General features: G+C 75.0%; 21 protein-coding genes. 15 read left to right on the top strand and 6 right to left on the bottom strand.

Annotated elements, in window-relative coordinates:
- Positions 1-181 precede the first annotated feature (181 nt).
- Genes ACPPVO_RS38225 through ACPPVO_RS38245 form a run of 5 tightly spaced genes read left to right on the top strand, consistent with a single transcriptional unit; the run spans position 182 to position 4,271 of the window.
- Positions 182-1,303, top strand: coding sequence for a CaiB/BaiF CoA transferase family protein (locus tag ACPPVO_RS38225; protein WP_426503439.1), 1,122 nt, complete (start codon positions 182-184; stop codon positions 1,301-1,303).
- Positions 1,288-2,079, top strand: coding sequence for a citryl-CoA lyase (locus tag ACPPVO_RS38230; RefSeq protein ID WP_426503440.1), 792 nt, complete (start codon positions 1,288-1,290; stop codon positions 2,077-2,079). Before ACPPVO_RS38225 ends, ACPPVO_RS38230 begins: the two co-directional genes overlap by 16 nt.
- An 11-nt stretch (positions 2,080-2,090) precedes the next feature.
- Positions 2,091-2,954, top strand: a complete 864-nt coding sequence (locus tag ACPPVO_RS38235) for an extradiol ring-cleavage dioxygenase (protein WP_426503441.1) — start codon at positions 2,091-2,093, stop codon at positions 2,952-2,954.
- Positions 2,951-3,313 carry a hypothetical protein gene (locus ACPPVO_RS38240; RefSeq protein WP_426503442.1) on the top strand — a complete coding sequence of 121 codons (363 nt, stop codon included), beginning with the start codon at positions 2,951-2,953 and terminating at the stop codon, positions 3,311-3,313. The genes ACPPVO_RS38235 and ACPPVO_RS38240 overlap by 4 nt, the downstream gene beginning before the upstream one ends.
- A 43-nt stretch (positions 3,314-3,356) precedes the next feature.
- The gene (locus tag ACPPVO_RS38245) at positions 3,357-4,271 is read left to right on the top strand and encodes a quinone oxidoreductase family protein (RefSeq protein WP_426503443.1); all 915 of its coding nucleotides are present in this window, start codon (positions 3,357-3,359) and stop codon (positions 4,269-4,271) included.
- Here ACPPVO_RS38245 and ACPPVO_RS38250 read toward each other — a convergent pair.
- Genes ACPPVO_RS38250 through ACPPVO_RS38260 form a run of 3 tightly spaced genes read right to left on the bottom strand, consistent with a single transcriptional unit; the run spans position 4,245 to position 8,767 of the window.
- Positions 4,245-7,277 (bottom strand): NACHT domain-containing protein, encoded by a 3,033-nt coding sequence (locus ACPPVO_RS38250; RefSeq protein ID WP_426503444.1) that lies wholly within the window; start codon positions 7,275-7,277, stop codon positions 4,245-4,247. The two genes, ACPPVO_RS38245 and ACPPVO_RS38250, sit on opposite strands and share 27 nt — an antisense overlap.
- A gap of 34 nt (positions 7,278-7,311) precedes the next feature.
- Complete coding sequence (locus ACPPVO_RS38255; protein ID WP_426503445.1) at positions 7,312-7,896, bottom strand: FhaA domain-containing protein; 585 nt, start codon at positions 7,894-7,896, stop codon at positions 7,312-7,314.
- A gap of 10 nt (positions 7,897-7,906) precedes the next feature.
- On the bottom strand, positions 7,907-8,767 hold the full coding sequence (locus ACPPVO_RS38260; RefSeq protein WP_426503446.1) for a LysR family transcriptional regulator: 861 nt from the start codon (positions 8,765-8,767) through the stop codon (positions 7,907-7,909).
- A 70-nt stretch (positions 8,768-8,837) separates the two neighbouring features.
- On the opposite strand from ACPPVO_RS38260, the gene ACPPVO_RS38265 reads away from it, so the two are divergent.
- The gene (locus ACPPVO_RS38265; protein WP_426503447.1) at positions 8,838-9,719 is read left to right on the top strand and encodes an EamA family transporter; all 882 of its coding nucleotides are present in this window, start codon (positions 8,838-8,840) and stop codon (positions 9,717-9,719) included.
- On the opposite strand, the gene ACPPVO_RS38270 is transcribed toward ACPPVO_RS38265, so the two are convergent.
- Positions 9,712-10,542 carry a hypothetical protein gene (locus ACPPVO_RS38270; protein ID WP_426503448.1) on the bottom strand — a complete coding sequence of 277 codons (831 nt, stop codon included), beginning with the start codon at positions 10,540-10,542 and terminating at the stop codon, positions 9,712-9,714. The two genes, ACPPVO_RS38265 and ACPPVO_RS38270, sit on opposite strands and share 8 nt — an antisense overlap.
- A 53-nt stretch (positions 10,543-10,595) precedes the next feature.
- On the opposite strand from ACPPVO_RS38270, the gene ACPPVO_RS38275 reads away from it, so the two are divergent.
- From ACPPVO_RS38275 to ACPPVO_RS38285, 3 genes are all read left to right on the top strand, one after another.
- Positions 10,596-11,369 (top strand): class I SAM-dependent methyltransferase, encoded by a 774-nt coding sequence (locus tag ACPPVO_RS38275; RefSeq protein WP_426503449.1) that lies wholly within the window; start codon positions 10,596-10,598, stop codon positions 11,367-11,369.
- Between the two features lie 19 nt (positions 11,370-11,388).
- A complete protein-coding gene (locus tag ACPPVO_RS38280; RefSeq protein WP_360393764.1) occupies positions 11,389-11,964 on the top strand; it encodes a hypothetical protein in 576 nt (191 codons plus the stop codon).
- A 258-nt stretch (positions 11,965-12,222) separates the two neighbouring features.
- Positions 12,223-12,753 (top strand): DUF4760 domain-containing protein, encoded by a 531-nt coding sequence (locus ACPPVO_RS38285; RefSeq protein ID WP_426503450.1) that lies wholly within the window; start codon positions 12,223-12,225, stop codon positions 12,751-12,753.
- A gap of 11 nt (positions 12,754-12,764) precedes the next feature.
- Here ACPPVO_RS38285 and ACPPVO_RS38290 read toward each other — a convergent pair whose 3' ends face one another.
- On the bottom strand, positions 12,765-13,232 hold the full coding sequence (locus ACPPVO_RS38290; protein WP_360393773.1) for an SAM-dependent methyltransferase: 468 nt from the start codon (positions 13,230-13,232) through the stop codon (positions 12,765-12,767).
- A gap of 248 nt (positions 13,233-13,480) precedes the next feature.
- Between ACPPVO_RS38290 and ACPPVO_RS38295 the strand changes: the two genes are divergently transcribed.
- The gene (locus tag ACPPVO_RS38295; protein ID WP_426503451.1) at positions 13,481-16,003 is read left to right on the top strand and encodes a BTAD domain-containing putative transcriptional regulator; all 2,523 of its coding nucleotides are present in this window, start codon (positions 13,481-13,483) and stop codon (positions 16,001-16,003) included.
- Here the strand turns inward: ACPPVO_RS38295 and ACPPVO_RS38300 are convergent.
- Entirely contained in the window at positions 16,000-16,824 is an 825-nt protein-coding gene (locus ACPPVO_RS38300; protein WP_426503452.1) for an SDR family oxidoreductase, read from the bottom strand. The two genes, ACPPVO_RS38295 and ACPPVO_RS38300, sit on opposite strands and share 4 nt — an antisense overlap.
- A 193-nt stretch (positions 16,825-17,017) precedes the next feature.
- Between ACPPVO_RS38300 and ACPPVO_RS38305 the strand changes: the two genes are divergently transcribed.
- From ACPPVO_RS38305 to ACPPVO_RS38325, 5 genes are all read left to right on the top strand, one after another.
- Positions 17,018-18,217: an NAD(P)/FAD-dependent oxidoreductase gene (locus ACPPVO_RS38305; protein WP_426503453.1), complete on the top strand. Its 1,200-nt coding sequence runs from the start codon at positions 17,018-17,020 to the stop codon at positions 18,215-18,217.
- Positions 18,217-19,167, top strand: a complete 951-nt coding sequence (locus tag ACPPVO_RS38310; RefSeq protein ID WP_426503454.1) for a sigma-70 family RNA polymerase sigma factor — start codon at positions 18,217-18,219, stop codon at positions 19,165-19,167. The genes ACPPVO_RS38305 and ACPPVO_RS38310 overlap by 1 nt, the downstream gene beginning before the upstream one ends.
- A gap of 355 nt (positions 19,168-19,522) precedes the next feature.
- A complete protein-coding gene (locus ACPPVO_RS38315; protein ID WP_426503455.1) occupies positions 19,523-20,467 on the top strand; it encodes an Lrp/AsnC family transcriptional regulator in 945 nt (314 codons plus the stop codon).
- Between the two features lie 243 nt (positions 20,468-20,710).
- A complete protein-coding gene (locus tag ACPPVO_RS38320) occupies positions 20,711-20,908 on the top strand; it encodes a hypothetical protein (RefSeq protein WP_426503456.1) in 198 nt (65 codons plus the stop codon).
- 118 nt (positions 20,909-21,026) lie between these two features.
- The gene (locus ACPPVO_RS38325) at positions 21,027-21,959 is read left to right on the top strand and encodes a GNAT family N-acetyltransferase (RefSeq protein ID WP_426503458.1); all 933 of its coding nucleotides are present in this window, start codon (positions 21,027-21,029) and stop codon (positions 21,957-21,959) included.
- Positions 21,960-22,202 lie beyond the last annotated feature (243 nt).

A 22,202-nucleotide genomic window follows, 5' to 3' on the forward strand; every position in this document is an offset into this window, starting at 1 on the left:
GCTCCAATCTCGGACATGTGTCCGCCTGGCGGCCAGAATGCGGCCCCGGTCCGATTCGGCCCGCCGCGGAGCAGGCCCCGAATCGGACTGGGTGCATTGGCTATGTAGTGGCATTCTGTTCTCGGCGTTGTATCGTGTCAACGAGTTGCGGACAGTCGTCCGCACAGCGGACGGAGGCGCCGTGGGACCCCTGGACGGGCTGCTGGTCGCGGACTTCTCGCGGATCCTCGCGGGGCCGTACGCGACGATGCTGCTGGCCGACCTCGGCGCCGACGTGATCAAGGTTGAGGGGCCGGGCGGGGACGACACCCGCACGTGGATGCCCCCGATCCGCGACGGCCTCTCCACCTACTATCTCGGCATCAACCGCAACAAGCGGTCGATCGCGCTGGACTTCCGCGTGGAGGAGGACCTCGCCGCCGCCCGCGAGCTGGCCCGCCGCGCCGACGTGCTCATCGAGAACTTCAAGCCGGGCGGCCTGGCGCGCTTCGGGCTCGACTACGACTCGCTCGCCGCGGCCAACCCCGGCCTCGTCTACGCCTCCATCTCCGGCTTCGGTACCGCGGCCGGAGCGGCTCTGCCGGGGTACGACCTCATGGTCCAGGCGATCTCGGGCCTCATGAGCCTGACCGGCGATCCGGACGGGCCGCCCTACCGGGCCGGCATCTCCGTGTTCGACGTGATGGCCGGCATGCACGCGGGTCTGGGCATCCTCGCCGCGCTGCACCACCGCGCCGGCACCGGGCGCGGCCAGCACGTCGAGGTCAACCTGCTCGCCTCGGCGCTGTCCGGGCTCGTCAACCACAGCAGCGGGTACGTCGCCGGCGGCACCGTGCCGTTCCGCATGGGCAACGCGCACCCGAGCCTGTTCCCGTACGAGCCGCTGCCGACCGCCGACGGCGAGCTCATCGTCATCGCCGGCAACGACCCGCAGTTCCGCAAGCTGTGCGGGGTCCTGGGCCTGGAGCATCTGCTCGACGACCCGCGCTTCGCGCACAACCAGGACCGCACCGCCAACCGCGAGGCGCTGCGCCCGCTGCTCGTCGAGGTGCTCGCCACCAAGGGCAAGGACGAGTGGTTCGACCTGCTCACCGCGGCCGGGGTACCGTGCGCACCGATCAACACCATCGACGGCGGCGTCGCCTACGCCGAGAACCTCGGGCTCGACCCCGTCGTCGTCACCGGCGGCGTCCCCGGCGTGCGCAACCCGATCACGTTCTCGGCGACGCCCCCGCGGTACGAGCTGGCGCCCCCGGCCCTGGACGAGCACGGCGAGGAGATCCGGCAATGGCTGAAGAGCTGAGCTTCCCCACCGGCATCGGCACGTCCGACGCCGACCATATCCGGCTGCTGGGCCAGGACCTCGCGGCCGACCTGATGGGCAAGGTCGGCTTCGGCGAGCTGGCGTTCTGGCTCGTCGCCGGCCGCCGCCCCTCCCCCGGCGAGACCCGCGTGTTCGAGGCCGTCCTCGTCGCCCTCGCCGACCACGGCTTCACCCCCACCGCGATCGCGGCCCGGGTCACCTACGCCAGCGCCCCCGAGGCCCTCCAGGGCGCGCTGGCCGCGGGCCTGCTGGGCGGCGGGTCCCGGTTCCTGGGGGTCACCGAGGACTGCGGGAAGTTCCTGGCGGCTGTACTCCACGAGCTTTCACCCCGGCCGGAGAGCGACGCCGACTGGGACGCGGTCGCGCTGGAGGCGGTGCGCAGCCAGCGCGCGGCCGGCAGGTTCGTGCCCGGCCTCGGCCACCCCGTGCACAAGGTCCAGGACCCGCGCACCCCCGTCCTCATCGCGATCGCCGAGGAGGAAGGCCTGCGCGGGCCCCACCTGCGCCTGTTCGAGGCCGTCGGCCGCGTGCACCCCGCGGTCCTCGGCCGCACCCTGCCGCTCAACGGCGCCGGCGTCTGCGGCGCCGCCCTGGCCGACCTGGGCCTGCCCGTGGAGATGCTGCGCGGCTTCGCGCTGCTGGCCCGCGCGGCCGGCCTGCTCGGGCACCTGGCCGAGGAGCGGCGCACCAACCTCGGTCTCGAGATCTACAAGACCGTGGACCGCAACGCGAAGTACACCCCCGTCACGGACTGAAGGGAGCCGCCGTGGCCGAGATCGTCGCGGTGATCGCCTCTACGCACCACCCGTTCTACTACAAGGCCAGCACGGCCACCGGCGAGGACCGGCCGCCCTTCGCCGACGAGTGGGTCGCGAAGATCCTGCGCTTCCGGGAGACGCTGACCAAGGCCCGCCCGGACGTGCTGGTGATGGTCGGCTCCGACCACTTCCACCAGCTCTGGCTGGACAACATGCCGCAGTTCCTCATCGGCAAGGCGCCGTTCTACGACGCCAACTGGTACAACGAGGAGCGCGAGTTCGGCCTGCCGCGCATGAAGCTCAAGGGGCAGGAGGACCTCTCGGCGTACATGCTGCGGGAGGGCCTCGACGCCGGCTTCGACCTGGCGTTCAGCAACGAGCTGCGCATCGACCACAGCATCACGTGCCCGATCATCACGCTGCGGCCCGAGGCGGACCTGCCGATCGTGCCGGTGTACACCAACATCTTCGCCCCGCCGCTGCCGCAGCCCAAGCGCTTCGTCCAGCTCGGCGAGACCATCCGCGAGCTTGTCGCGTCCTGGCCCAGCGACCTGCGCGTGGCCGTCGTCGGCACCGGGCACCTGTCGCTGGAGCTCGGCGGCCCGCGCCAGTTCGGCCCGCACGGCCCCGACCCCGAGTTCGACGCCCGCGCCGTGGAGTGGATCGCCAACGGGGACCTCGACGGGTGCCTGTCGGAGGTGACCCTGGACAGCCTGCACGCGCCGGGCAACGCCACCCACGGGTTCATGGACTTCATGCTCATGATGGGCGTGGCCGGGGCCGGGCGGAAGGCCGACTACGTCGACACCTTCGACCTGTTCCACACCATGGAGGCGTACTTCACCTGGTACCCGTCGGGGGCTCCGGCATGAGCAAGTATCTGCTGAACAAGTTCCTGTTCACCGTCGACCGCGACCCCGACCTGGTGGAGCGTTACCGCACCGACCCCGCGGGCACCGTGCAGTGGTGGGAGGCGAACATGGCCGACTCGCTGCTGAACTGCCACACCGGCGAGGCCTCGACGTGGCTTCGGCTGGACGACGCCGAGCGGTCGGCGCTGGTCAGTCACGACTATCCGGCGCTGTTCGAGCTCGGCGCGCACCCGTTCCTGACGCTGACGCTGTTCATCGCCATGTTCGAGCGCGACCACGACGAGCCGCTGGGCTTCCAGAAGCAGTACGCGCTGCGCCTGCAGCACTTCAACCTGCCCTACCCGGACATCGCGACCTGACGTGCAAGCCGCCCTGATCCTCCAGTGTGGACGCCCGCCGGTCGTGTCGTCGTACGACGCCGACTTCTCCGGCGGCGTCCGGGTGGCCGTGACCGCGGCCCCGATCACGCCGCTGGACGTGCTGTGCGCGACCGGCACGTCGTACTTCGGCTCCCCGCCCGTCCCGTACGTCCCCGGCGTCCAGGGCGTGGGCACCCGCCCCGACGGCACACCGGTGTGGTTCGCCACCGACGCCGGCATGCGCCCCGGCGACGGGAGCATGGCGGAGTACGCGAACGTCCCCGAGGCCGACATCGTCGAGCTGCCGCCCGGGGCCGACCCGGCGCTGGTCGCCGCACTGGGCCTGTCCGCCGTCGCGGCGTGGCAGTCCCTCACCTCGTGCGGCGACCTGCGCCGGGGTGAGCAGGTCCTCATCCTGGGCGGCGGCGGCATCGTCGGCCAGGCCGCCATCCAGATCGCGCGCCTGCTGGGCGCCCGCCGCGTGGTGACGGCCTGCCGCTCGGCCCGCGCCCAGGCCCGGGCCGCGGAACTGGGCGCGGATGCGGTCGTACCCCTGCTGGACGACGACACCGTCCCGGACCTGGCGGCCCGCCTGCGCGTCGCCCTGGACGGCCCCCTCGACCTGGTCCTCGACCCGCTGTTCGGCATCCCGGCCGCGGCCGCGCTGCAGGTCCTGCACCCGGGCGGCCGCCTGGTCAACCTGGGCGGCTCGGCCGCACCGACGGCCCCGATCGACTCGGCGACGCTGCGCAGCGGCTCGTTGCGCATCCTGGGGTACACCAACAACTCCCTGACCAAGCCGGAGCGGGCGGAGACCCTGCGCACGATCGCGGCCCACGCCGCGGCCGGCCGCCTGAGCGTGTCGTACGAGGCCGTGCCCCTGTCCGAGGCGCCGGCGGCCTGGACGGCCCAGTCCTCCGGCGCGGCAACGTCACGCCAGGTCCTGCTGCCGCGTTGACAGCAACGAGGCCACCAGCTCGGGAATGAGCGGCCGCGCCAGCTCCGGCGGCAGCGCCAGCAGGGCCCGCCCCTCCCTGGTGTCGGCGATCCCCCGCAGGTCGCCGGACTCGAGGTGGTCCGAGAAGTCGATCATCATGTTCGCGAAGATCGTGAAGAGGCGCCGGCCCCCCAGCAGGTCGGTGTGGGCGCGGTCGGCGCCCTCGCCGAGCGTGCGGGCCAGCTCGCGCAGCTGCTCCGTGTCCAGGCGTCCGCCGTGCCGGGCCGCGACGACCGACGCCAGCCCGTGCAGGTCCGGCGGGATCTCCCCGGGCGCGGTGAGCACCGCCAGCTCCGGCCCGTCGGGGAGCCACCGCCGCAGCAGCAGGGCCAGGTCGCGGGCGATTCGCGGGCTCGGGTGGTGCACGTCCTCCCGGCTGCCGTGCAGCACGGTCCGCCCGGCGGCGAGCTGCATGGCCCGGTCGGTGCGCAGCGCCGCGATCTCCACCATGTCCTCGGCCCACCCGCCCGCCGGGAACTGCCACGCCGCCGCCGGGTGCTCGCCGTCCGTGACCTGCAGGCGGCTGATGAAGGGGCCCCAACCGGCCGTCGGGGCGAGCATCGCCTCCCAGAGCCGCACCTGCCCCGACCACCATTCGCCGGTCTCGGCGCCGGGCGGGCCGAAGCGGCTCAGCGGCACCGGGCCGTCGGCCATCGCGAGGCGCAGCGCGACGGCGTTGGCGGTGTAGGTGGCGAGCCGCCGGACCGGCGGCGCGCCCGACGGGTCGTAGGCCGCGTGCCGGCCCGCCGTCCAGCGGTGCTGGGCCGCGCTCACGATGTGCTCGAGGACCGCGGCGACGGCCTCGTCGCCGCGGGCCTGCTCGGCGAAGAGGTCGATGGTGCGCGAGCCGGCCGTGGCCAGCAGCGTGTGCGACAGCAGGGCGAAGAGGAGGTCGTCGTCCCAGACCTGCGACGCGGTGCGCAGCGTCCGGGCCTTCGCCGCGTCCCGCAGCAGCTCCAGCGCCTGGAAGGCCACCAGGAAGTCGCCGAACGTCGCGTGGAGGAACTCGTAGCTGCGCCCGGCCGCGCCGGCGTCGGCCTCGGCCGCCACCACGAAGAAGAAGCGGCCGATCACGCGGCGGGCCGGGCCCAGCGGGCGGGCCAGGTCCCGGGGGCGGACCGGGACCGTGGCCGCGGGGCCGGGCAGGGCGCGCAGGTCCGCCTCCAGGTCGTGCTCGGCGAGGTGCTGGCGGCCGCGGTTGAGCATGCCGAACGCCACCAGGCCCAGCTTCCACAGCTCGGCCGCGACCCGCTCCTCCTGCGGGTGGCCGGGGGCCTGGTTGTCGGGGCGGGCCAGTTCGCGGTGGACGAAGTCGTCGAGGAGCATGCGGTACAGGGCCGCGGTGGTGCCGTCCGCGGGCAGTTCCCGCCCGGCGGCGACGATCGCGAGCAGGAGCAGCAGGAGCGGCTGGCGGGCGAGGTCGCCGTACTCGCGCAGCCGCGCCGCCTCCACCGGCCGGCTCGCGCCGCCCGCGTTGGCCTCGGCCCAGCGCTCGGCCCACGTGCCGATCTGCTCGTCGGTGAACTCCTCGAGCCGCACGACCAGGCAGTCCTCGGGGATCGCGGCCAGGTCGGCGACGAGCGTCCGCGAGGTCACGATCACGGCGGCCGGCCCGCCGCCGGCCGACTCGGTGCGCTGGAAGTCCATGACGTTGCGCAGGTACCGCGACTCCGTGGCCCCGGTGGCCTGCATCAGCTCGTCCAGCCCGTCGATCAGCACGACCCGCAGGCAGTCCTCGCTCCCCTCGCAGAGGGTGCGCCACTCGACCCGGCCGTGGGTGGACTCGCGCAGGACGTCCTCGATCTGGCGGTACACGCTGGCGGTCGGCTCCGCGACGTCGCGCAGCGGCACCCGCACGGTCATGACGGCGTCGGTCGCGGACAGGCGCGCCGTGCAGACCTTGGTGAACAGGCTCTTGCCGCTGCCCGGATGGCCGAGCACCACGAGCGGGCGCTCGGCCGCGGCCGCCGACACGACGTGGGCCGCGACGAACCCGGCGAGGTCGGTGCCCCGGCGCTGCTGCTGCCACCACTCCTCCTGCGCCGGCCGGGACGACGGGCCCATGACGGCCCAGCGGAAGTGCGGCTCGACGTACCCGCGCTGGACGGTCGGCACCCGCACGGTCGGCGGCCCGCTGGTCGCCTCGTCGAGGTTGACGATCGGGCTCGTCAGCACCGCCCGGTTGATGCCGCGCAGCGCCTCGAGCGCCACCCGCGACGAGCCGGCCAGCGACCGGGTCAGCTCCTCGAGCCGCGCGAGCGCGTCCTGCTCGGCCCGGTGCTCGCCGAACACCGCCCAGATCCGGAACTCCGGCACGTCCGCGGCGAGGCGGAAGTACTCGGCCCGGTACCGCTCGAGCGCGCCGTCCCGCAGCTCGTCGGCGACGCCCGTGCGGTGCCCGATGCGCCGCCACGCCTCGAGCCCGGCGAAGAACCCGACGCACCGGCGGGCGAGCTCGTCGTAGTACGGCCGCAGGGCGCCGTCGAGGTTCTCGTGGAACCCGCAGCCCGCCCGCGGCAGCCGGACCGGCAGCGACAGCAGCCGCCCGGCCAGGCTCCCCAGCTCCTCCCGGTGCCCCGGCAGCGCGGACAGGCGGGCCAGGTCGTCCTCGCTCAGCTCCAGCTCGTCGTAGACCGGGCCGACGACGTCGCGCACGGCGGTGAAGAACGCGGCGACGGCCAGCGCCGCGTGCGTGGCCGCGAGGACCTCGTGCCGCCGGTGCCCGCCCGACCGGCGCAGCTTCCCACGGCCCTTGGCGACCAGTTCGTCCAGCCGCGCGACGAGCTCGTTCTTCTGGTCGACCCAGCCCCACGCGGCCAGCAGCCACGGCTGCCCGGTCGCCGCCCCGACCGGTCCGGCCGCGAGGATGCCGGCCCCGAGCAGCCGGTCGAGCACCTTGATCGTCGGCGAGCGCTTGCCCAGCAGGATCTCGCGCGCGTTGCCCAGGGAGTCCGCGGACCGGGTCATGCCGCTCGACCCTAGCCGAGCCCGGCAAGCCCCTTCAGCGCTCGCCCTGGACCGTCAGGGTCACGCCGCCCAGGGTGATCACGTCGCCGGGGTTCACGGCCGTCGGCTCGGTCACCGGGTCGTCGTTGAGCAGGGTGCCGTTCGTCGAGTCCAGGTCCATCAGGACCAGGCTCCGGCCGTCGTACCGCAGCGCCGCATGCCGCCGCGACACGCCCTCGTCGCGCACGCGCAGGTCCGCCTGGCGGCCGCGGCCGATCACGGTCTCGCCGGCCTGGACCGTGTACCGCCGGCCGTCGTCGACCAGCAGGCCGACGCCCCGGCCGGCCTCGTCCTCGCGGCGGGTGCGGGCCTTGCGCACGTCAGCGATGATCTTGAACGAGCCCGGCGGGACGGTGTCGTCGGGCTGCAGGTCGACCACGACCTCGTCGGCGACGCCCCAGCGCTGCTCGGCCAGGAACTCGGCCTGGGCCCGGGCGAGCGGCCCCGCGAACGGCACCAGGTGCGGGTGGTCGCCGGGGGCGACGAGCACCAGGTAGCTGTTGGGCGCCAGCGTCTGCTCGCCGACCTCCGCCTCGCGGTGCATCGCCTCCAGGATCGCGGTCCGCTGCGGCAGACTCATGCCGGCGAGCCTACCCGAGCGGACCGTAGGCCTCGCGGGTGAGCGCGATCAGGTCGTCGAGGTGCGCGGGCGGGTCGTCGCGCCACCACGCCAGCCGGACCTCGATCGGGGGCGCGTCGCTCATCCGCCGGTACGCCACCCCCGGCCGCGGGTTCTGGTGCGCCGTCGCCTCCGACGTCACGCCGACGGCCTGGTCGGCCGCGATGAGCGTGAGCCACTCGTCCGTGCCCCGCGTGGCGCGCACCGACGCCGGCCCCGCCCCCGCCGGCCACAGCCCGAGACTCGTCGTGCCCGTTCGATCGTCGATCGCCATGGTGTACCGGGTGAGGTCGGCCAGCCGCACGGTGCGCTTGCGCGCGAGGGTGTGGTCGGTGGCGACGGCCGCGCAGCGGTGCTCGAGTCCGACCGCGGCGGTCTCGAACCGGGGATCCTCCAGGGCCCGCCGGAGCACGGCGACGTCGGCGGTACCGTCGGTCAGCCCGGCGGCGAGGCTGTTGTGCTGGACGAACACCAGCGGTACACCCGGATGCCGCCCGGCCCAGGCCCGCTGGATGCGGCGCGTGTGCCGGCCCATCGCGGCCCAGGCGTAGCCCACGCGCAGCTCGGTGCGGGAGCGCTCGACCACCCGCCGCAGGTGCGTGACCTCGTCGAGCACCGCCCGGGCCCGGGCCAGCACCTGCGTGCCCGTCGCGGTCAGGCGCACGTGCCGCGTGGTGCGGTGCAGCAGCCGCGCCCCGAGCGCCGCCTCGAGCGCCGCCACCGACCGCGACACCGCCGCCTGCGACAGCCCGAGCGCCGCGCCCGCGTCGGTGAACGTCCCGGCCTCGACGACGGCGACGAACGCGCGCAGCTGCCGCAGCTCCAGATCCATGCGTACAGCGTATGAATCGTGCGTCCCGTGCATTTCCCCGGCCCCGCCCCGGGCGCCGAGAATCACGGTCGTGAGCAGGCTGAACCTCAGCACCGGCGGGGCCCTCGCGACAATGGTCGCCAGCGCCGCCGGCAACCAGTCGGGCGCCGCCCTCGGGGCGCGCGCCTTCCCGGCGATCGGGCCCGCGGGCGTCGTCGCGGTCCGCCAGCTGGTGGCGGCCGCGGTCCTGCTGCCCGTGGCCCGCCCCGACCTGCGCCGCCTGACCTGGTCGCAGTGGTGGCCGGCGCTGCTGCTCGGACTGGTCTTCGCGACCATGAACATCAGCCTGTACACCGCGGTCGACCGCATCGGCCTGGGGCTCGCGGTGACGCTGGAGTTCCTGGGCCCGCTCGCGGTCGCGCTGTGCGGCTCGCGCACCCCGGTCGACCTGGTGTCCGCCGTGGTCGCGGGCATCGGCGTGTACGTGCTCGTCCTCCCCGGCTCCAGCACCGACCTCCCCGGGCTCGGGCTGGGCCTCGTGGCGGCGGCCTGCTGGGCGGCGTACATCCTGCTCAACCGCCTCGTCGGCGCCCGCCTGCCCGGCCTGCAGGGCCCGGCGGTCGGCACCGCGTTCGCGGCCGTGCTCTACCTGCCGGTCGCGGTCGTCCTCGCTGTCCAGGGCCGGTTCACCGCGGCCGGGCTGCTCTACGCGCTCGGCGCCGGGGTGCTGTGCTCGGTGGTGCCGTACGCGGCCGACCTGGTCGCCCTGCGCCGCGTCCCGCCGCGCTTCTTCGGGCTGCTGCAGAGCGTCCACCCGGTGCTGGCGGCGCTGGCCGGGGCGGTGATCCTGGGCCAGGTCCCGGCCGCGCACGTCTGGGCGGGCATCGCGATCGTGGTGGGCACGAACGCCGCGGCGGTCGCCGTGGCCGGCTCCCGGGCGGCCCGGGCGGTCGACCCGCTCCCGGCTACGTAGCGCCGCTCTCGGTCTCGGCCTTCTCGCCCCGGCGGCGGAACATCGCGAAGCCGGGCAGGCCGACGATCGCCTGGCGCAGGTCGCGGGTGACGTTGAGCAGCTCGTGGATGTCGGGCCCGACCCGGTCGAGGGTGGCGAGGATCGGCATGACGTCGGTGTTGAGGTGGTGCGCGAGCCGCGGCAGCTCGTCGATCATCCGGATCGCCGCGGTGACCTCCTCGGCCGAGAGGTTCTCGACGAACCGGCGCAGGGGCGGGTCGTAGGCGGTGAGCAGCTCGTCGGCGGTGGTGGCGGTCCGGGCCGCCTGGGCCACGACGACGTCCGCGTTGGTGGCGGTCTGCTCGGCCTGCGCAACGATCCCGTCGGCGGCGGTGGCCGTCTGCGCGGCCTGGGCGACGATCGCGTCGGCGTTGGTGGCCGTCCGCGCGGCCTGGACCACGATCGCGTCGGCGGCGGTAGCGGTCTGCGCGGCCTGGGCGACGATCGCGTCGGCATTGGTGGCCGTCCGCGCGGCCTGGACCACGATCGCGTCGGCGGCGGTGGCCGTCCGCGCGGCCTGGACCACGATCGTCGCGGCGCCCGACGACACGCCTCTCGCCTCTTCCATCAGGCCGACGGCGGCGGCGGTGACCGTGCGCACCTCCCCGATCGCCTCGTCCGCGGCGTCCAGGGCGGCCGCGGCCCGGGCCAGCACCACCTCGGCCCCGTCGACGAGCCGGATCACCCGCCCGGGCAGCGCGACGACGGCGGCGGCGGTCCCGACGGCCGACCCGGCGGCGGAGACGGCCAGGTCGACGGCTTGCGACAAACGGGGCAGGCGCATGTACCCATCTTGCCCGGTACGGGCCACCCCCACGCGCGACTAGGATCACCCGGGTGAGCTTCGAGGTCCACGCGGACGCCTACGGGCGGTTCATGGGGCGCTACTCCGAGCCCCTGGCGGAGCGGTTCGCGGCGCTCGCGGGGGTCGCGGCCGGTCAGCGCGCGCTCGACGTCGGCTGCGGCACCGGCGCGCTCACGGCCGAGCTCGTCGCGCGGCTCGGCGCCGCGTCGGTGTCGGCGGTCGACCCGTCCGAGTCCTTCGTCGCCGTGGTCCGCGAGCGTTTCCCCGCTGCCGATGTGCGGGCGGGGACGGCGGAGCGGCTGCCGTACGGTGACAAGGCCTTCGACCTCACGCTCGCCCAGCTGGTCGTGCACTTCATGGCCGACCCGGTCGCCGGCCTGCGGGAGATGGCCCGGGTCACCCGGCCCGGCGGCGTGGTCGCGGCGAGCGTCTGGGACCACGCCGGCGGCGGCAGCCCCCTGGCCGTGTTCTGGCGCGCGGTGCTGGAGCTCGACCCGCAGGCCCGCGACGAGTCCGGCCTGGCCGGCGCCCGCGAGGGCCACCTGGCCGAGCTGTTCGCGGCGGCCGGCCTGACCGCGATCGAGCCGTCGGAGCTGTCGGTACGCACCACGTTCGCGGACTTCGCCGAGTGGTGGGAGCCGTTCACGCTCGGCGTGGGCCCGGCCGGCGACTACGTGCGCACCCTGGACGACCCGCGGCGCGAGGCCCTGCGCGAGCACTGCGCGACCCGGCTGCCGGGCACCGGCCCCATCGAGATCACCGCCACGGCGTGGACGGTCGTCGCCCGCACGGTTTCGCCCGGCTGACCCCGGGTAGCGCTGCGCCGTGAAGTCCTCTCCACTGGGCGGGCTCGACCTCGGCGCCGCCGGAGCGTTCACGTCCGGCCGCCTCGATGCGGACGGCGAAGCGGCGCTGGCGGGTCAGGTGGCATACCTGCTCGGCCAGTTCGAGCCGCCCCCGACCCCGGTGGCCGCGGGCCTGCAGCGGGTCATGGACCACGTCGGCGGCGACGAGGCCCTCCTGGCCTGGCTCGACCGCTTCCCGGGCCGGCCGCGGCTGGTGACGCGGGCGCTGGAGCTCGTGGCGCTGCTCGACCGGTACGGTGACCGCCGCCCCGTCGTCGCCGCCCTCGCCCAGCGCCGGATCCACGCCCCGGACCCGCCGACGCTGGCCCGGCGCCTCCCGCCCGACACCGACGAGGCGACGCTGCCCGGCCTGGGCGGCGAGATCAAGGCCCGCCTCGGCGACGACGACCCGGCCGAGGCCGCCCGCCTGGCCCTGGACGCCGCGCGGCTGCTCGCCGACCTCGCCCCGGGCGTACACGACGTGCCGGGCTGCGCCGACCTCGAGCCGCTCGCCGTCGAGTCGGTCCACGCCCTGGAGGCCGTGGAGATCCCGTGAACATCGCCCGCGCGGGGTCGTGCGGGCACGGACACCTTCGGCAGCGGCGGCGCCGTGGGCTTCGCCTACCTCGACCCGGGCACGCCACCGGACGCGCGGCTGCACTGCTTCCTCGCCGAGTGCCGCGTGTCGTACCCCCTCGGCGACGGCTGGTACTGGCTCGCCCTCACCTGACCCGGAACGGGCTCGGTCGATCATGCACAAAGACGGGCCGTCCATCCGGCGGGTATCGACGTACGGCACGTTAGTCTCGGGCCCGTGACGTTGTCGGACCTGGGAACCGTCGGACTGTCCATGCTGGCCCTGGCCGTCTCCGTCGCCTCCGCCTACATGTCGAGGCGGCAGGTCTCGATGCAGGACAAGGCCACCCACGCCGGCGCGGTCGTCACGATACTGGCCCAGTTCCGCGACCCGAAGCTGCACGAGAGCTTCGAGTGCGTCTTCAACGAGCTGCCCGGCCACGACGCGGAGCTCGGCCTCGGCGGCCTGCCGGCGGGCGTCCGGAACCACACGTACAACGTCTGCTACTTCCTGAACGAGATCGGCAGCATGCTGACCCTGGGCATCCTGCGCGAGGACGCGTTCCTCGCGATCTTCCGGGCCCGCGCCATCGCCGTGTGGGAGATCGTCGGGCCGTTCGTCGAGCGGGAGCGGGAGATCAACGCGCGGGTGGGGCCGGAGTTCCTGGCCGTGGTCGAGGCGCTGGCGCATCGCGCGGCGATGCTGCGGCCCGATGTCGGGCGCGGCATCCTCCGGGAATGGCTCGAACGGCCCATAGGCAAGCACTGACGGCGGCCCGCTCACGGCCGGAAGTAGTCCGCCATCATGCGGCTGACCCACTCCGGCTGCCTGACGTCCGCCGGGAGGAACTCCGCCATCGCCGGCTTCAGGTCGATGACCGGGGTGCCCGAGACCGCGTCGAGGCCGGCCACCGTCAGCTCGCGGCCCTGCACGGACTCGATCGCGCAGGTCGTCACCCCGATGCGGTTCGGGCGGCGGGGGCCGCGGCCGGCGAAGATGCCGAAGGGCGGGAGGTCGGCGCGGCCGCGGTACGGGCGCGGCTCGCGGAAGTCGCCGTGCTCCGGGAACCGGTCGAAGACGAACAGGACCTCGACGTGGGAGAAGCTGTCCAGGCCCTGCAGACAGGCGTCGCCGAAGCGCTCGTCGACGGTGATGACGCTGCGTACGGCGCCCCAGTGGTCAGTGTCCTGGATGTCCGTCCGGTCGTTGCGGACCGTGCCGATCGGGGTGATCTCGAAGCTGATCATGGCTCGACCATAGGCCCTGTCCTGCCGATCATGCCGGCCTGCGCCGGGCCCAGATTCCACCTGCGCGCACCCCGCGAAGGCCGGGTTACAACACCGGTAGCCAGGCCTCCGCGGGGCACACGCAGGCGAAATCTGGACCTCGTCTCGGCTCGGCATGATCGGCAGGACAGAGCCTAGCCCGGCCCGTCCCATGAACGTCCTACGGTTCGGGGTGCCGGGCAGCGGCGCACGTCGATAGCGTCGTTGTCATGCAGGTTCGAATCCTCGGGCCGCTCTCGGTGGAGGCGGGCGGGCGGGCGGTACATCTGCCCGGGCAGCAGCGGCGCGTGCTCGCCGCGCTCGCGTTGCGGGCCGGGCAGGCCGTCACCATCGGGGCGCTCGCCGACGCGGTGTGGGACGGGGGCGCGCCGGCGCTCGCGCGGCGGCAGGTGCAGAACCACGTCTCGGCGCTGCGCGGGGTGCTCGCGCGGCTCGGGTCGTCGTCGGTGATCGGGGCGGACAACGACGCGTACACGCTGCGCATCGGCCCGGCCGAGCTCGACCGGGCCGTCTTCGACGACCTCGTGGCGCAGGGACGGCAGGCGGCCGCGGGCGGCGATGTGCGCCGCGCCGCGGACCGCCTCCGGGCGGCGCTGGACCTGTGGCGCGGGCCGGCGCTCGAGGGCCTGGACACGCCGGTGCTGGCCCGGGCCGCCGCCGCCCTCGACGCCGAGCGGGACCTGGTCACCGAGGAGTGGCTGGAGCTGCAGGTGCAGGCGGGCCGGCATCGGGAGGTGCTCGGCGAGCTGACCCGGCTGGTCGGCGAGCGGCCGCTGCGCGAGGGGCCGGTGCGGCTGCTCATGGTCGCGCTGAGCCGCCTGGACCGGCGCGCCGACGCGCTCGCGCACTACGAGGGCCTGGCCGCCCGCCTGCGGGCCGCACTGGGGGTCGAGCCCGGCCCCGCACTGCAAGCCACCCGCGCGGCCCTCACCGGCGAGCCGGACCCCGCGCCGCCGGCCACCCACGCGGCGATGAGAGGCGAGCCGGGCCGGGCGGCCGGCCGGACACCGCCGTCGCAGCTTCCCGGGGCCGTCCGCCTGTTCGTCGGCCGCGACCGGGAGCTCGACGCGCTCGACGCCGCCGTCGGCGCCACCGGCCTCGCCGTCCTCACCGGTCCCGGCGGCGTCGGCAAGACCGGCCTGGCGCTCGCCTGGGCCCACCGCAACGCGGCCGCCTACCCGGACGGCCGGCTGTACATCGACCTGCACGGCTTCGACCACGCCCCGCCGCGCACCCCGGCCGACGCCCTGACCGGCTTCCTGCACGCCCTCGGGGTCGAGGACGAGCCCGCGATCGAGCCCGAGGCCGACGAGCCCGACGTCCCGGAGGGCTACCACGATCCCGGCGTCGCGCCCGGGTACACCACCAGGGCCGTGCTCATCGCCATGTTCGGCGTCCGCGAACCCCGCCCGGGCGCCGGGGACGCCGTGGCGGGCCTGGCCGCGGCGTACCGGTCCGCGCTCGCCGGCCGCCGGGTGCTGGTCGTGCTCGACAACGCCGCCGACGCCGACCAGGTCGAGCCGCTGCTGCCCGGCGCGCCCGGGTGCGCCGTCGTCGTCACCACGCGCCACCCGCTGCCCGAGCTGACCGCGGCCCGCGACGCCGTGCCCATCGAGCTCGGCCCGCTCGCCCCGGCCGCGGCGCGGGAGCTGCTCGGGGGCATGCTGCGCGACCCGATCGACCCCGGCGACGAGCCGCTGGCCGAGACCGTGGCCGAGCTGTGCGGGCACCTCCCCCGCGCGTTGCGGGTCGTGGGCGCGAACCTGCGCGACGCGGGCCCCGCGGCGCTGCGGGAACAGATCGCGCGGCTGCGCGCGGACCGGCGCAGCGTGCTCGCCCCCGAGACGTTCCACCGCCGCACGCGGGACGAGGTCGCGCTGGCCCGCATCCGCTCGTCCGGTGAGGCGCAGCTGCCGCCGTTGTACTACCTGGAGCGCACCGGCCCCGAGCCGCGCCTGGTCGTGTGGTCGACGCACCGGGCCGAGCCGGCGGTGCTGGCGACCCTGCCGCCGGCCGCGTTCGACAACGCCAACGTGTCGCCGGACGCGCGCTGGCTCAGCTGGGTCGACGAGGGCGCTCTGCACGTGCGGGACCTGACCGGGGTACAGCCGCCGCGTATTTTGCACGGGGACGTCGACGGCCGGCTGTTCCCACCGGTGTGGACCCGCGACTCGCGCCGCGTCCTGGTGCGCACGGGCGGCGGCGCGGCCGGCACCGTCGACGCCGGCAGCGGCCGGTTCGCCGCGCTCGCCGCCGACCTCGCCGGGGCCGCTCACCCGATGTTCTCCGTCTGCGGCCGGGCCCTGGCCTACCTCGACGCGGCGGGCACGCTGACGCTCGCCGAGCCCGACGGCCGGGACCCGCGCCCGGCCGAGCTGCCGCGCCGCCTCGCCGACGACGGCCGGCGCGTGCTCGGCGTGCAGTCATTCGCGCGCGGGGACCTGGCGTTGTCGACCGGCCCCGCGGACACCCCGATCGGCGCGCGCTCGCTGCTGAGCGACGCGTACGTGGGCGGGGAGCCGCTGCGGGCGATCGGCCTGGCCGGCTCCACCGGCTCGTACACGCCGTACCAGCTGCGCCTGGTGCCGCCCGCGGGCCGGTACGGCTACCACCGCGTCCAGCGCGAATGCCGCGGCCGCCGCGAGCTGGTGCTGCTGGGCGGCAACGGGGAGTACCGCGGCAGCGTCGTCGAACCCCCGATCCTGGACGACTTCCTGCTTTTGAGCGCCTAGAAGTCGGCGGCGTGGTCGCGCGCCCAGGCTGTGTAGGGCGCCGGGCGGCGGCCGGTCACGCGCTCGAAGGTGTCGGTGGCCGGGGACCCGCCCGGGCGGCGGGCGTGCTCCAGGAACTCGAGGATCGCCGCGGCCGTCTCCGCCCCCGTGAACCGGGCGAACGCCGCCTCCGCCTCGGCCGGGGCGATCTCCTCCAGCCGGACCGGGCGGCCCAGCGCCTCCGCGATCGCCCGCACCTGCTCGCGCTGGGTCAGCGGGCCGGGGCCGGTGAGCAGGTCGCTGACGCCGGGCGTGCGCGGGTCGCGCAGGGCCGCGACGGCGACGGCGGCGATGTCGCGCTCGTGGATCGGGGCGGTCGCCGCGTCCGGGTACGCCACGCGGACGACCCCCTCGGCCCGGATCGAGCGGGCCCAGGCCAGCGCGTTGTTCGCGAGGACCAGCGGGCGGACCGGGGTCGCGGGCAGGGCCGCCTCGACCTCGCGGTGCTCGCGGGCGATCGCGTTGTCCGCGGTCCAGGGCAGCAGGACGCTGCCCGAGGAGAGCAGGACCACGTGCTCGACCCCGGCCGCGGCGACCGCGGCGGCGAACGGGGCCGGGTCGGCGGGCAGCGCGTACACGAAGACGCGCCGCACCCCGTCGAGGGCGGCCCCGAGCGTCGCGGGGCGGGTGAGGTCGGCCTCCACCACCGGTACACCCGCCGGAAGGTCGCCGGCCGTGGACAGGTCGCGCACCGAGGCGCGGACGGGTTCGCCGGCCGCGTGCAGCTGGTCGAGCACGTGCCGGCCGATGGAGCCGCGGGCACCGATCACCAAGGTCGTCATGGGTAGATCGTGGCCGGTGTCCGGCGCGAGGCCACGCCGGTGCGGGCGAAATGGCGAGATCCGACCTGGGCGAGCCCGATCTGGGAATTATCCACGCCTGCCCTGTGACCCACGCCACACGCAGCTCCTGTCAGCAATCGCGGCGCCGTTCCGCTCAATCCACCGAGAGCAAGCGAGCCGACAGGAGCAGCCCATGAAGCACCGCATCGTCGTTCTCGGCGCCGGCTACGCCGGGGCCTACGTGGCCGGAAACCTGGCCCGCCGGCTGTCCCCGGCGGACACCGAGATCACCGTGGTCAACGCTGAGCCGGACTTCGCCGAGCGGATGCGGATGCACGAGCTCGCCGCCGGCCGGGAGCTCAAGGCCCGGAACCTCGCCGACGCCTTCGCGGGCACCGGGGTACGGCTGCTCGTGGCCCGGGTAACCGCCGTCGACCCCGGGCGCCGGGTCGTCACGGTGGCCGACGCCGGTGGCGGCGGTGAGCTCGGCTACGACACGCTCGTCTACGCGCTCGGCAGCCACGTCGCCGACCACGGCGTCCCCGGCGTGGCCGAACACGCCTTCGACATCGCCGGCCGGCCCTCGGCGCTGCGCCTGCGCGAGCGCCTGAACAGTCTGCGCAACGGCGGGCGGGTGCTCGTCGTCGGCGACGGGTTGACCGGCATCGAGAGCGCCGCCGAAATCGCCGAAGGCCGGCCCGGCCTGTCCGTGGCGCTCGTCGCCCGCGGCGAACTGGGGGCCCGGCTCTCCGCCGGGGCCCGCCGCCACCTGCGCCAGGCGTTCGACCGGCTCGGCATCACCGTCCTGGAGCACACCGGCGTCGAAGCCGTCGAAGCGACGCGGGTGCTGTGCGCCGACGGCACCGCCCTGGCGTCCGACGCGACCGTGTGGGCGGCCGGGTTCGTGGCCGGCCCCATCGCCGCCACCGGCGGGCTGGAGGTCACCGGAACCGGCCAGATCGTCGTTGACCGCACGATGCGGTCGGTCTCGCACCCGAACGTCTACGCCATCGGCGACAGCGTCCACGCCATCGGCGACAACGGCCGGCCGCTGCCGATGTCCTGCGGTTCGGCCGGCTTCACCGGCCGGCAGGCCATCGAGGCGATCGTCGGCCGCCTGACCGGCCGCGAGATCCAGAACACCAGGCTGGTGTACACGTACAACTACATCGCCCTCGGGCGGAAGGACGGGCTGCTGCAGACGGTCGACGACGAGGGCCGACCCAGGCCGAAGCATCAGGGCGGCCGGACGGCCGCGCGGATCAAGGAGGGCATCAACAGGATGGCGCTGTGGACCGTCTCCCACCCGACCTTCGGCCTGCCCACGCGCAAGCGCCGCCTGACCGCCGCGCCGGATGCGTCCCGCCGGGACCGCGGCCGCGTAGCCGCCTAGTGGACAGCACCGCCCCTGATCGCTTCGACACCAGCCGGTTCGAGGCCAGCCGGAACCGGCTGGCCGCACTGGCGTACCGGCTGCTGGGCTCGGCCGCCGACGCCGAAGACGCCGTGCAGGATGCGTTCCTGCACTGGCAGGCCGCCGACCGGCAGCAGATCAAGGTGCCGGAGGCCTGGCTGACCAGGGTCGCCACCAACCTGTGCCTCGACCGGCTCGGCTCGGCACAGTCCCGGCGCGAGCGGACCGTCGCCTGGCTGCCCGAACCGCTCCTCGACGGCGACCCGATGCTCGGCCCGGCCGACACCTTCGAGCAGCGCGAATCGGTCTCCCTGGCCGTGCTGACGCTCATGGAGCGCCTGTCAGCCCTCGAGCGAGCCGTCTACGTGCTGCGCGAAGCGTTCTCCTGCAGTCACGCCGAGATCGCCGAGATCCTCGACGTCACCGAGTCCGCCAGCCAGCAGCACCTGCACCGGGCCCGGCGCCGCATCACCGCCGCCCGCCGCCGCGGCGGCGCGGTCGACCCGGCATCCGCCCGCCGGATCGTCGAGGAGTTCCTCGCCGCGGCCGCCTCGGGCCGCACCGAACGGCTGGTGGCGCTGCTCACCGACGACGCGATCGCGATCTCCGACGGCGCCGGCCTGACCGGGACGCTGCTGCGGTACGACACCGCGCAGCGCATCGCCGCCGTCGCACGGGCCGGCTTCAGACCCACGCCCGCGAAACGGCGACTTGCCGGCGGAACGCCCGCCGTGCACTACGCGCTCGTCAACGGCGCCCCCGCCATCCTCTTCGTGCTCGGCGACCGGGTCGCCGGCGCCGTGACGTTCGACATCACCAACGGCAGGATCGCTACCGTGCGCGGCATTGCCGCCCCCGCCCGCCTCGCCCGCCTCACCGAAGCCTGGCGGCAGCACGAACCGGGCCCGCCGCTCATCACGCGGTGGTGACCTGGCGGCCCGCACCGGGCTCACCACCGACGCGGCCGGCCGGCTCCTGACGGACGAGACGCTCACCAGCATCGGCGACGACCGCATCGTCGCCGCCGGAGACTCGGCCGCGCCGTCGGCTCTGCCGCTGCGGATGAGCCGCCAGTCCGCCAACGGGTGGCCGGCGGCTGCGGTCCACCGCCTTCTTCGACGGCCACGGCGCCGCGCATTCGGTGATCGTCCTCGCCCCGTGGCTCACGCTCGGCGTACTGCTGTGCCTCGCCGGCAACCTCGGACGCCACGTACCCGTTCGGGCCGCGCGTGCCCAGCTCAGCGACGTTCCAACCGCCTCCGGCGGCCTGTAGGATCGAGCGAGATGGCGAGATCCGACCTGGACGAGCTCGATCTGGGGATCATCCACGCCCTGCACCTCGACGGGCGGGCGTCGTTCACCCGGCTCGGCGAGGTGCTCGGGGTCTCCGACCAGACCGTCGCCCGCCGCTACGCACGGCTGCGCGCCGACTTCCGGGTGCGGGTGAGCGCGCGGACCGATGCCGCGCGGGTCGGCGAGGTGTCGTGGTGCGTGCGCATCCAGTGCGTGCCGAGCGTGGCGGTGACCGTCGGCCGGGCCCTGGCGCGCCGCGCCGACACGTCGTGGGTGAAGCTGGCCTCGGGCGGCACCGAGATCTCGTGCATGGTCCGCGCCGTCTCCGACCGCGACTCGTCCGCGCTGCTGCTCGAGCAGCTGCCGAAGACGCCGAACGTCACCGGGGTCACCGCCAACTGCCTGCTGCACGTGTACTTCGGGGGCCCGCAGAGCCCCGTCGAGGCGCTCAGCCCGGAGCAGGCCGCGGCGATCCGCTGGCCGGAGGCGCCCCCGGACGGCCGGGCGGTGCTCTCCGACGACGACCGGCGGCTCGTCGGCCTGCTCGCCGCCGACGGCCGGACGGGCTTCACCGAGCTGGCCGCGGCCACGGGGCGGCCGCACACCACCCTGCGGCGGCGGGTGCAGGAGCTGCGGGAGTGCGGCGCGCTGTACTTCGACGTCGACGTCGACCACCGCGCCCTACGGCTGCCGATGCAGACGATGCTGTGGCTGTCCGTCGCCCCCGACCGGATGGTGGAGACGGGCGAGGCCCTGGCCAGGCACCCGGAGGCCGCGTTCGTGGGCGCCACGACCGGCTCGACGAACCTGTACGCGGCGGTGCTGTGCCCGGACCCGGCGGCGTTCTACCGGTACCTCGCCACGCGCGTCGCCGCCCTGCCGGCGATCCAGCACCTGGAGACGGCGCCGGTGATCCAGACCCTCAAAAGCCTGTGAGCAGCTCCGCGGGCGCGCCGTCGGTCCAGCCCGGCTCGATCACGGCCAGGGCGTCGGCGCCCGCCGCGGCGCGCAGGCTGGCCGCGCGCGCGTCGGTGAGGACCCAGGGCGACCGGGCCGTCGAGGCGCACGGGCACGAGCCGCACGCCGTCGTCCGGCACCCGCGCCGGCCCGCTGACGGGCATCCGCAGCGGCGGCGCGGCGGGGGCGCCGGTCATCGCCTCCAGCAGCGGCCGCAGCAGCGTGAGCGCGGCGACGAGCCCGGCGCAGCTGAGCCCGACCTGGTGGGCGGCCCCGCTGTTCGCATGGCTCCTGGTGCGAGCGGCCGTCCTGCCGGGCCGGGGCTGGCCCCCGAAGCGCGTCGGCCTGGTCGAGATCGCCAACTGCGCCCTGCTCCTGGCCTGTGTCGTAGAGTCGTCTGCTGTGAACTGGAGTGCCTGACGACTTCGCGGCCCTGGACGATCCGGTCGGCCGCTCCTTGAACGGCCGGCACGCACACCTGGCCCGCCGCGCGGGCAACACGGCCACCTACCAGACGGACGTGTCGACATTCGCCACCGTGCCCGCCGAGCCGACATCAGCCGATTGGGATGACTTGGCGCGCCTGCTGGGCCGGGGCGCCTTGGCGGATCTGTTCACCGCGCCGGTAACGCCGCCCGCGGACTGGAGGAACGTCTTCGACATGGCGGGCTTCCAGATGGTCCTGTCCCGACCGACCTGGACCCCCGCCGCACAGGGCACTGCGGCCGACCGCGGAGCCAGCAACACGACCGGCCGCGGGGCCGCCAGCGCGCTCAACCGAGAAGCCGCCAGCGCGATCGGCCGCGAAGCCGATAGTCAAGCCGAATGCGCAACCGAACGCCGGGCCGAACGCGGGACCGGCAGCGCAACCGAGTGCGGAGCCGATCCGACCGCCCACCGAGCCAACAGCGTGGCTGACGGCACGACCGACCGCGGAGCCGACCCGACCACCCTCCGGCCCAACCGCGAGACCGACGGCACGACCGACCGCACGACCGACAGCGAAGCCGAGCCCAGGGCCGACCGGGCGAAGGACCGCGGAGCCGGTCGCCGGGCCGACCCCACGCTCGACCGCGGGGCCGACTTCGCGGTCGCCGAACTGGGCCGAGCCGACGTACCGGACATGCTGGCCCTCATAGACGCGACCCGCCCCGGCCCCTTCTGGCCGCGCACGATCGAGCTGGGCGCCTTCTACGGCGTACGCGACAACGGCGCCCTGCTGACCATGGCCGGCGAACGACTGCGCCCGCCCGGCTGGACCGAGATCAGCAGCGTGTGCACCGCCCCGCAGGCCCGCGGCCGCGGACTCGCCGCCCAGGTCGTGCGCGCGGCCGCGGACAGGATCACCGCGCGCGGCGAGCGCCCGTTCCTGCACGTGGTCGACACCAATCTCGACGCGATCCGCCTCTACGAGCGCCTGGGCTTCGTCGTCCGAACACGTGTGAGATTCCACGGCTACCGCGTCCCGTGAGCACGCCGCGCCTGCCCACGCCTGCCCACGCCTGGGCCGTCCTAGCGGACCGCCCGCAACGCCACCCGCCCGCGCAACGCCCCGCGACCGACACGCACGGCGCACAAACCGACGACACACGCTGCGCCCGACCGACCCGAACAATCCCACGCAACGCCCCGCGACCGACACGCACGGCGCACAGACCGACGACACACGCTGCGCCCGACCGACCCGAACAATCCCACGCAACGCCCCGCGACC

The sequence above is a fragment of the Dactylosporangium sp. McL0621 genome (genome assembly GCF_049995355.1).
Taxonomy (GTDB): domain Bacteria; phylum Actinomycetota; class Actinomycetes; order Mycobacteriales; family Micromonosporaceae; genus Dactylosporangium.

Bases quoted from the DNA above. Each gene is read 5' to 3' on its own strand.
- ACPPVO_RS38230 (WP_426503440.1), top strand. From the start codon at position 1,288: ATGGCTGAAGAGCTGAGCTTCCCCACCGGCATCGGCACGTCCGACGCC.
- ACPPVO_RS38240 (WP_426503442.1), top strand. From the start codon at position 2,951: ATGAGCAAGTATCTGCTGAACAAGTTCCTGTTCACCGTCGACCGCGAC.
- ACPPVO_RS38250 (WP_426503444.1), bottom strand. From the start codon at position 7,277: ATGACCCGGTCCGCGGACTCCCTGGGCAACGCGCGCGAGATCCTGCTG.
- ACPPVO_RS38255 (WP_426503445.1), bottom strand. From the start codon at position 7,896: ATGAGTCTGCCGCAGCGGACCGCGATCCTGGAGGCGATGCACCGCGAG.
- ACPPVO_RS38260 (WP_426503446.1), bottom strand. From the start codon at position 8,767: ATGGATCTGGAGCTGCGGCAGCTGCGCGCGTTCGTCGCCGTCGTCGAG.
- ACPPVO_RS38270 (WP_426503448.1), bottom strand. From the start codon at position 10,542: ATGCGCCTGCCCCGTTTGTCGCAAGCCGTCGACCTGGCCGTCTCCGCC.
- ACPPVO_RS38290 (WP_360393773.1), bottom strand. From the start codon at position 13,232: ATGATCAGCTTCGAGATCACCCCGATCGGCACGGTCCGCAACGACCGG.
- ACPPVO_RS38295 (WP_426503451.1), top strand. From the start codon at position 13,481: ATGCAGGTTCGAATCCTCGGGCCGCTCTCGGTGGAGGCGGGCGGGCGG.
- ACPPVO_RS38300 (WP_426503452.1), bottom strand. From the start codon at position 16,824: ATGACGACCTTGGTGATCGGTGCCCGCGGCTCCATCGGCCGGCACGTG.
- ACPPVO_RS38305 (WP_426503453.1), top strand. From the start codon at position 17,018: ATGAAGCACCGCATCGTCGTTCTCGGCGCCGGCTACGCCGGGGCCTAC.
- ACPPVO_RS38315 (WP_426503455.1), top strand. From the start codon at position 19,523: ATGGCGAGATCCGACCTGGACGAGCTCGATCTGGGGATCATCCACGCC.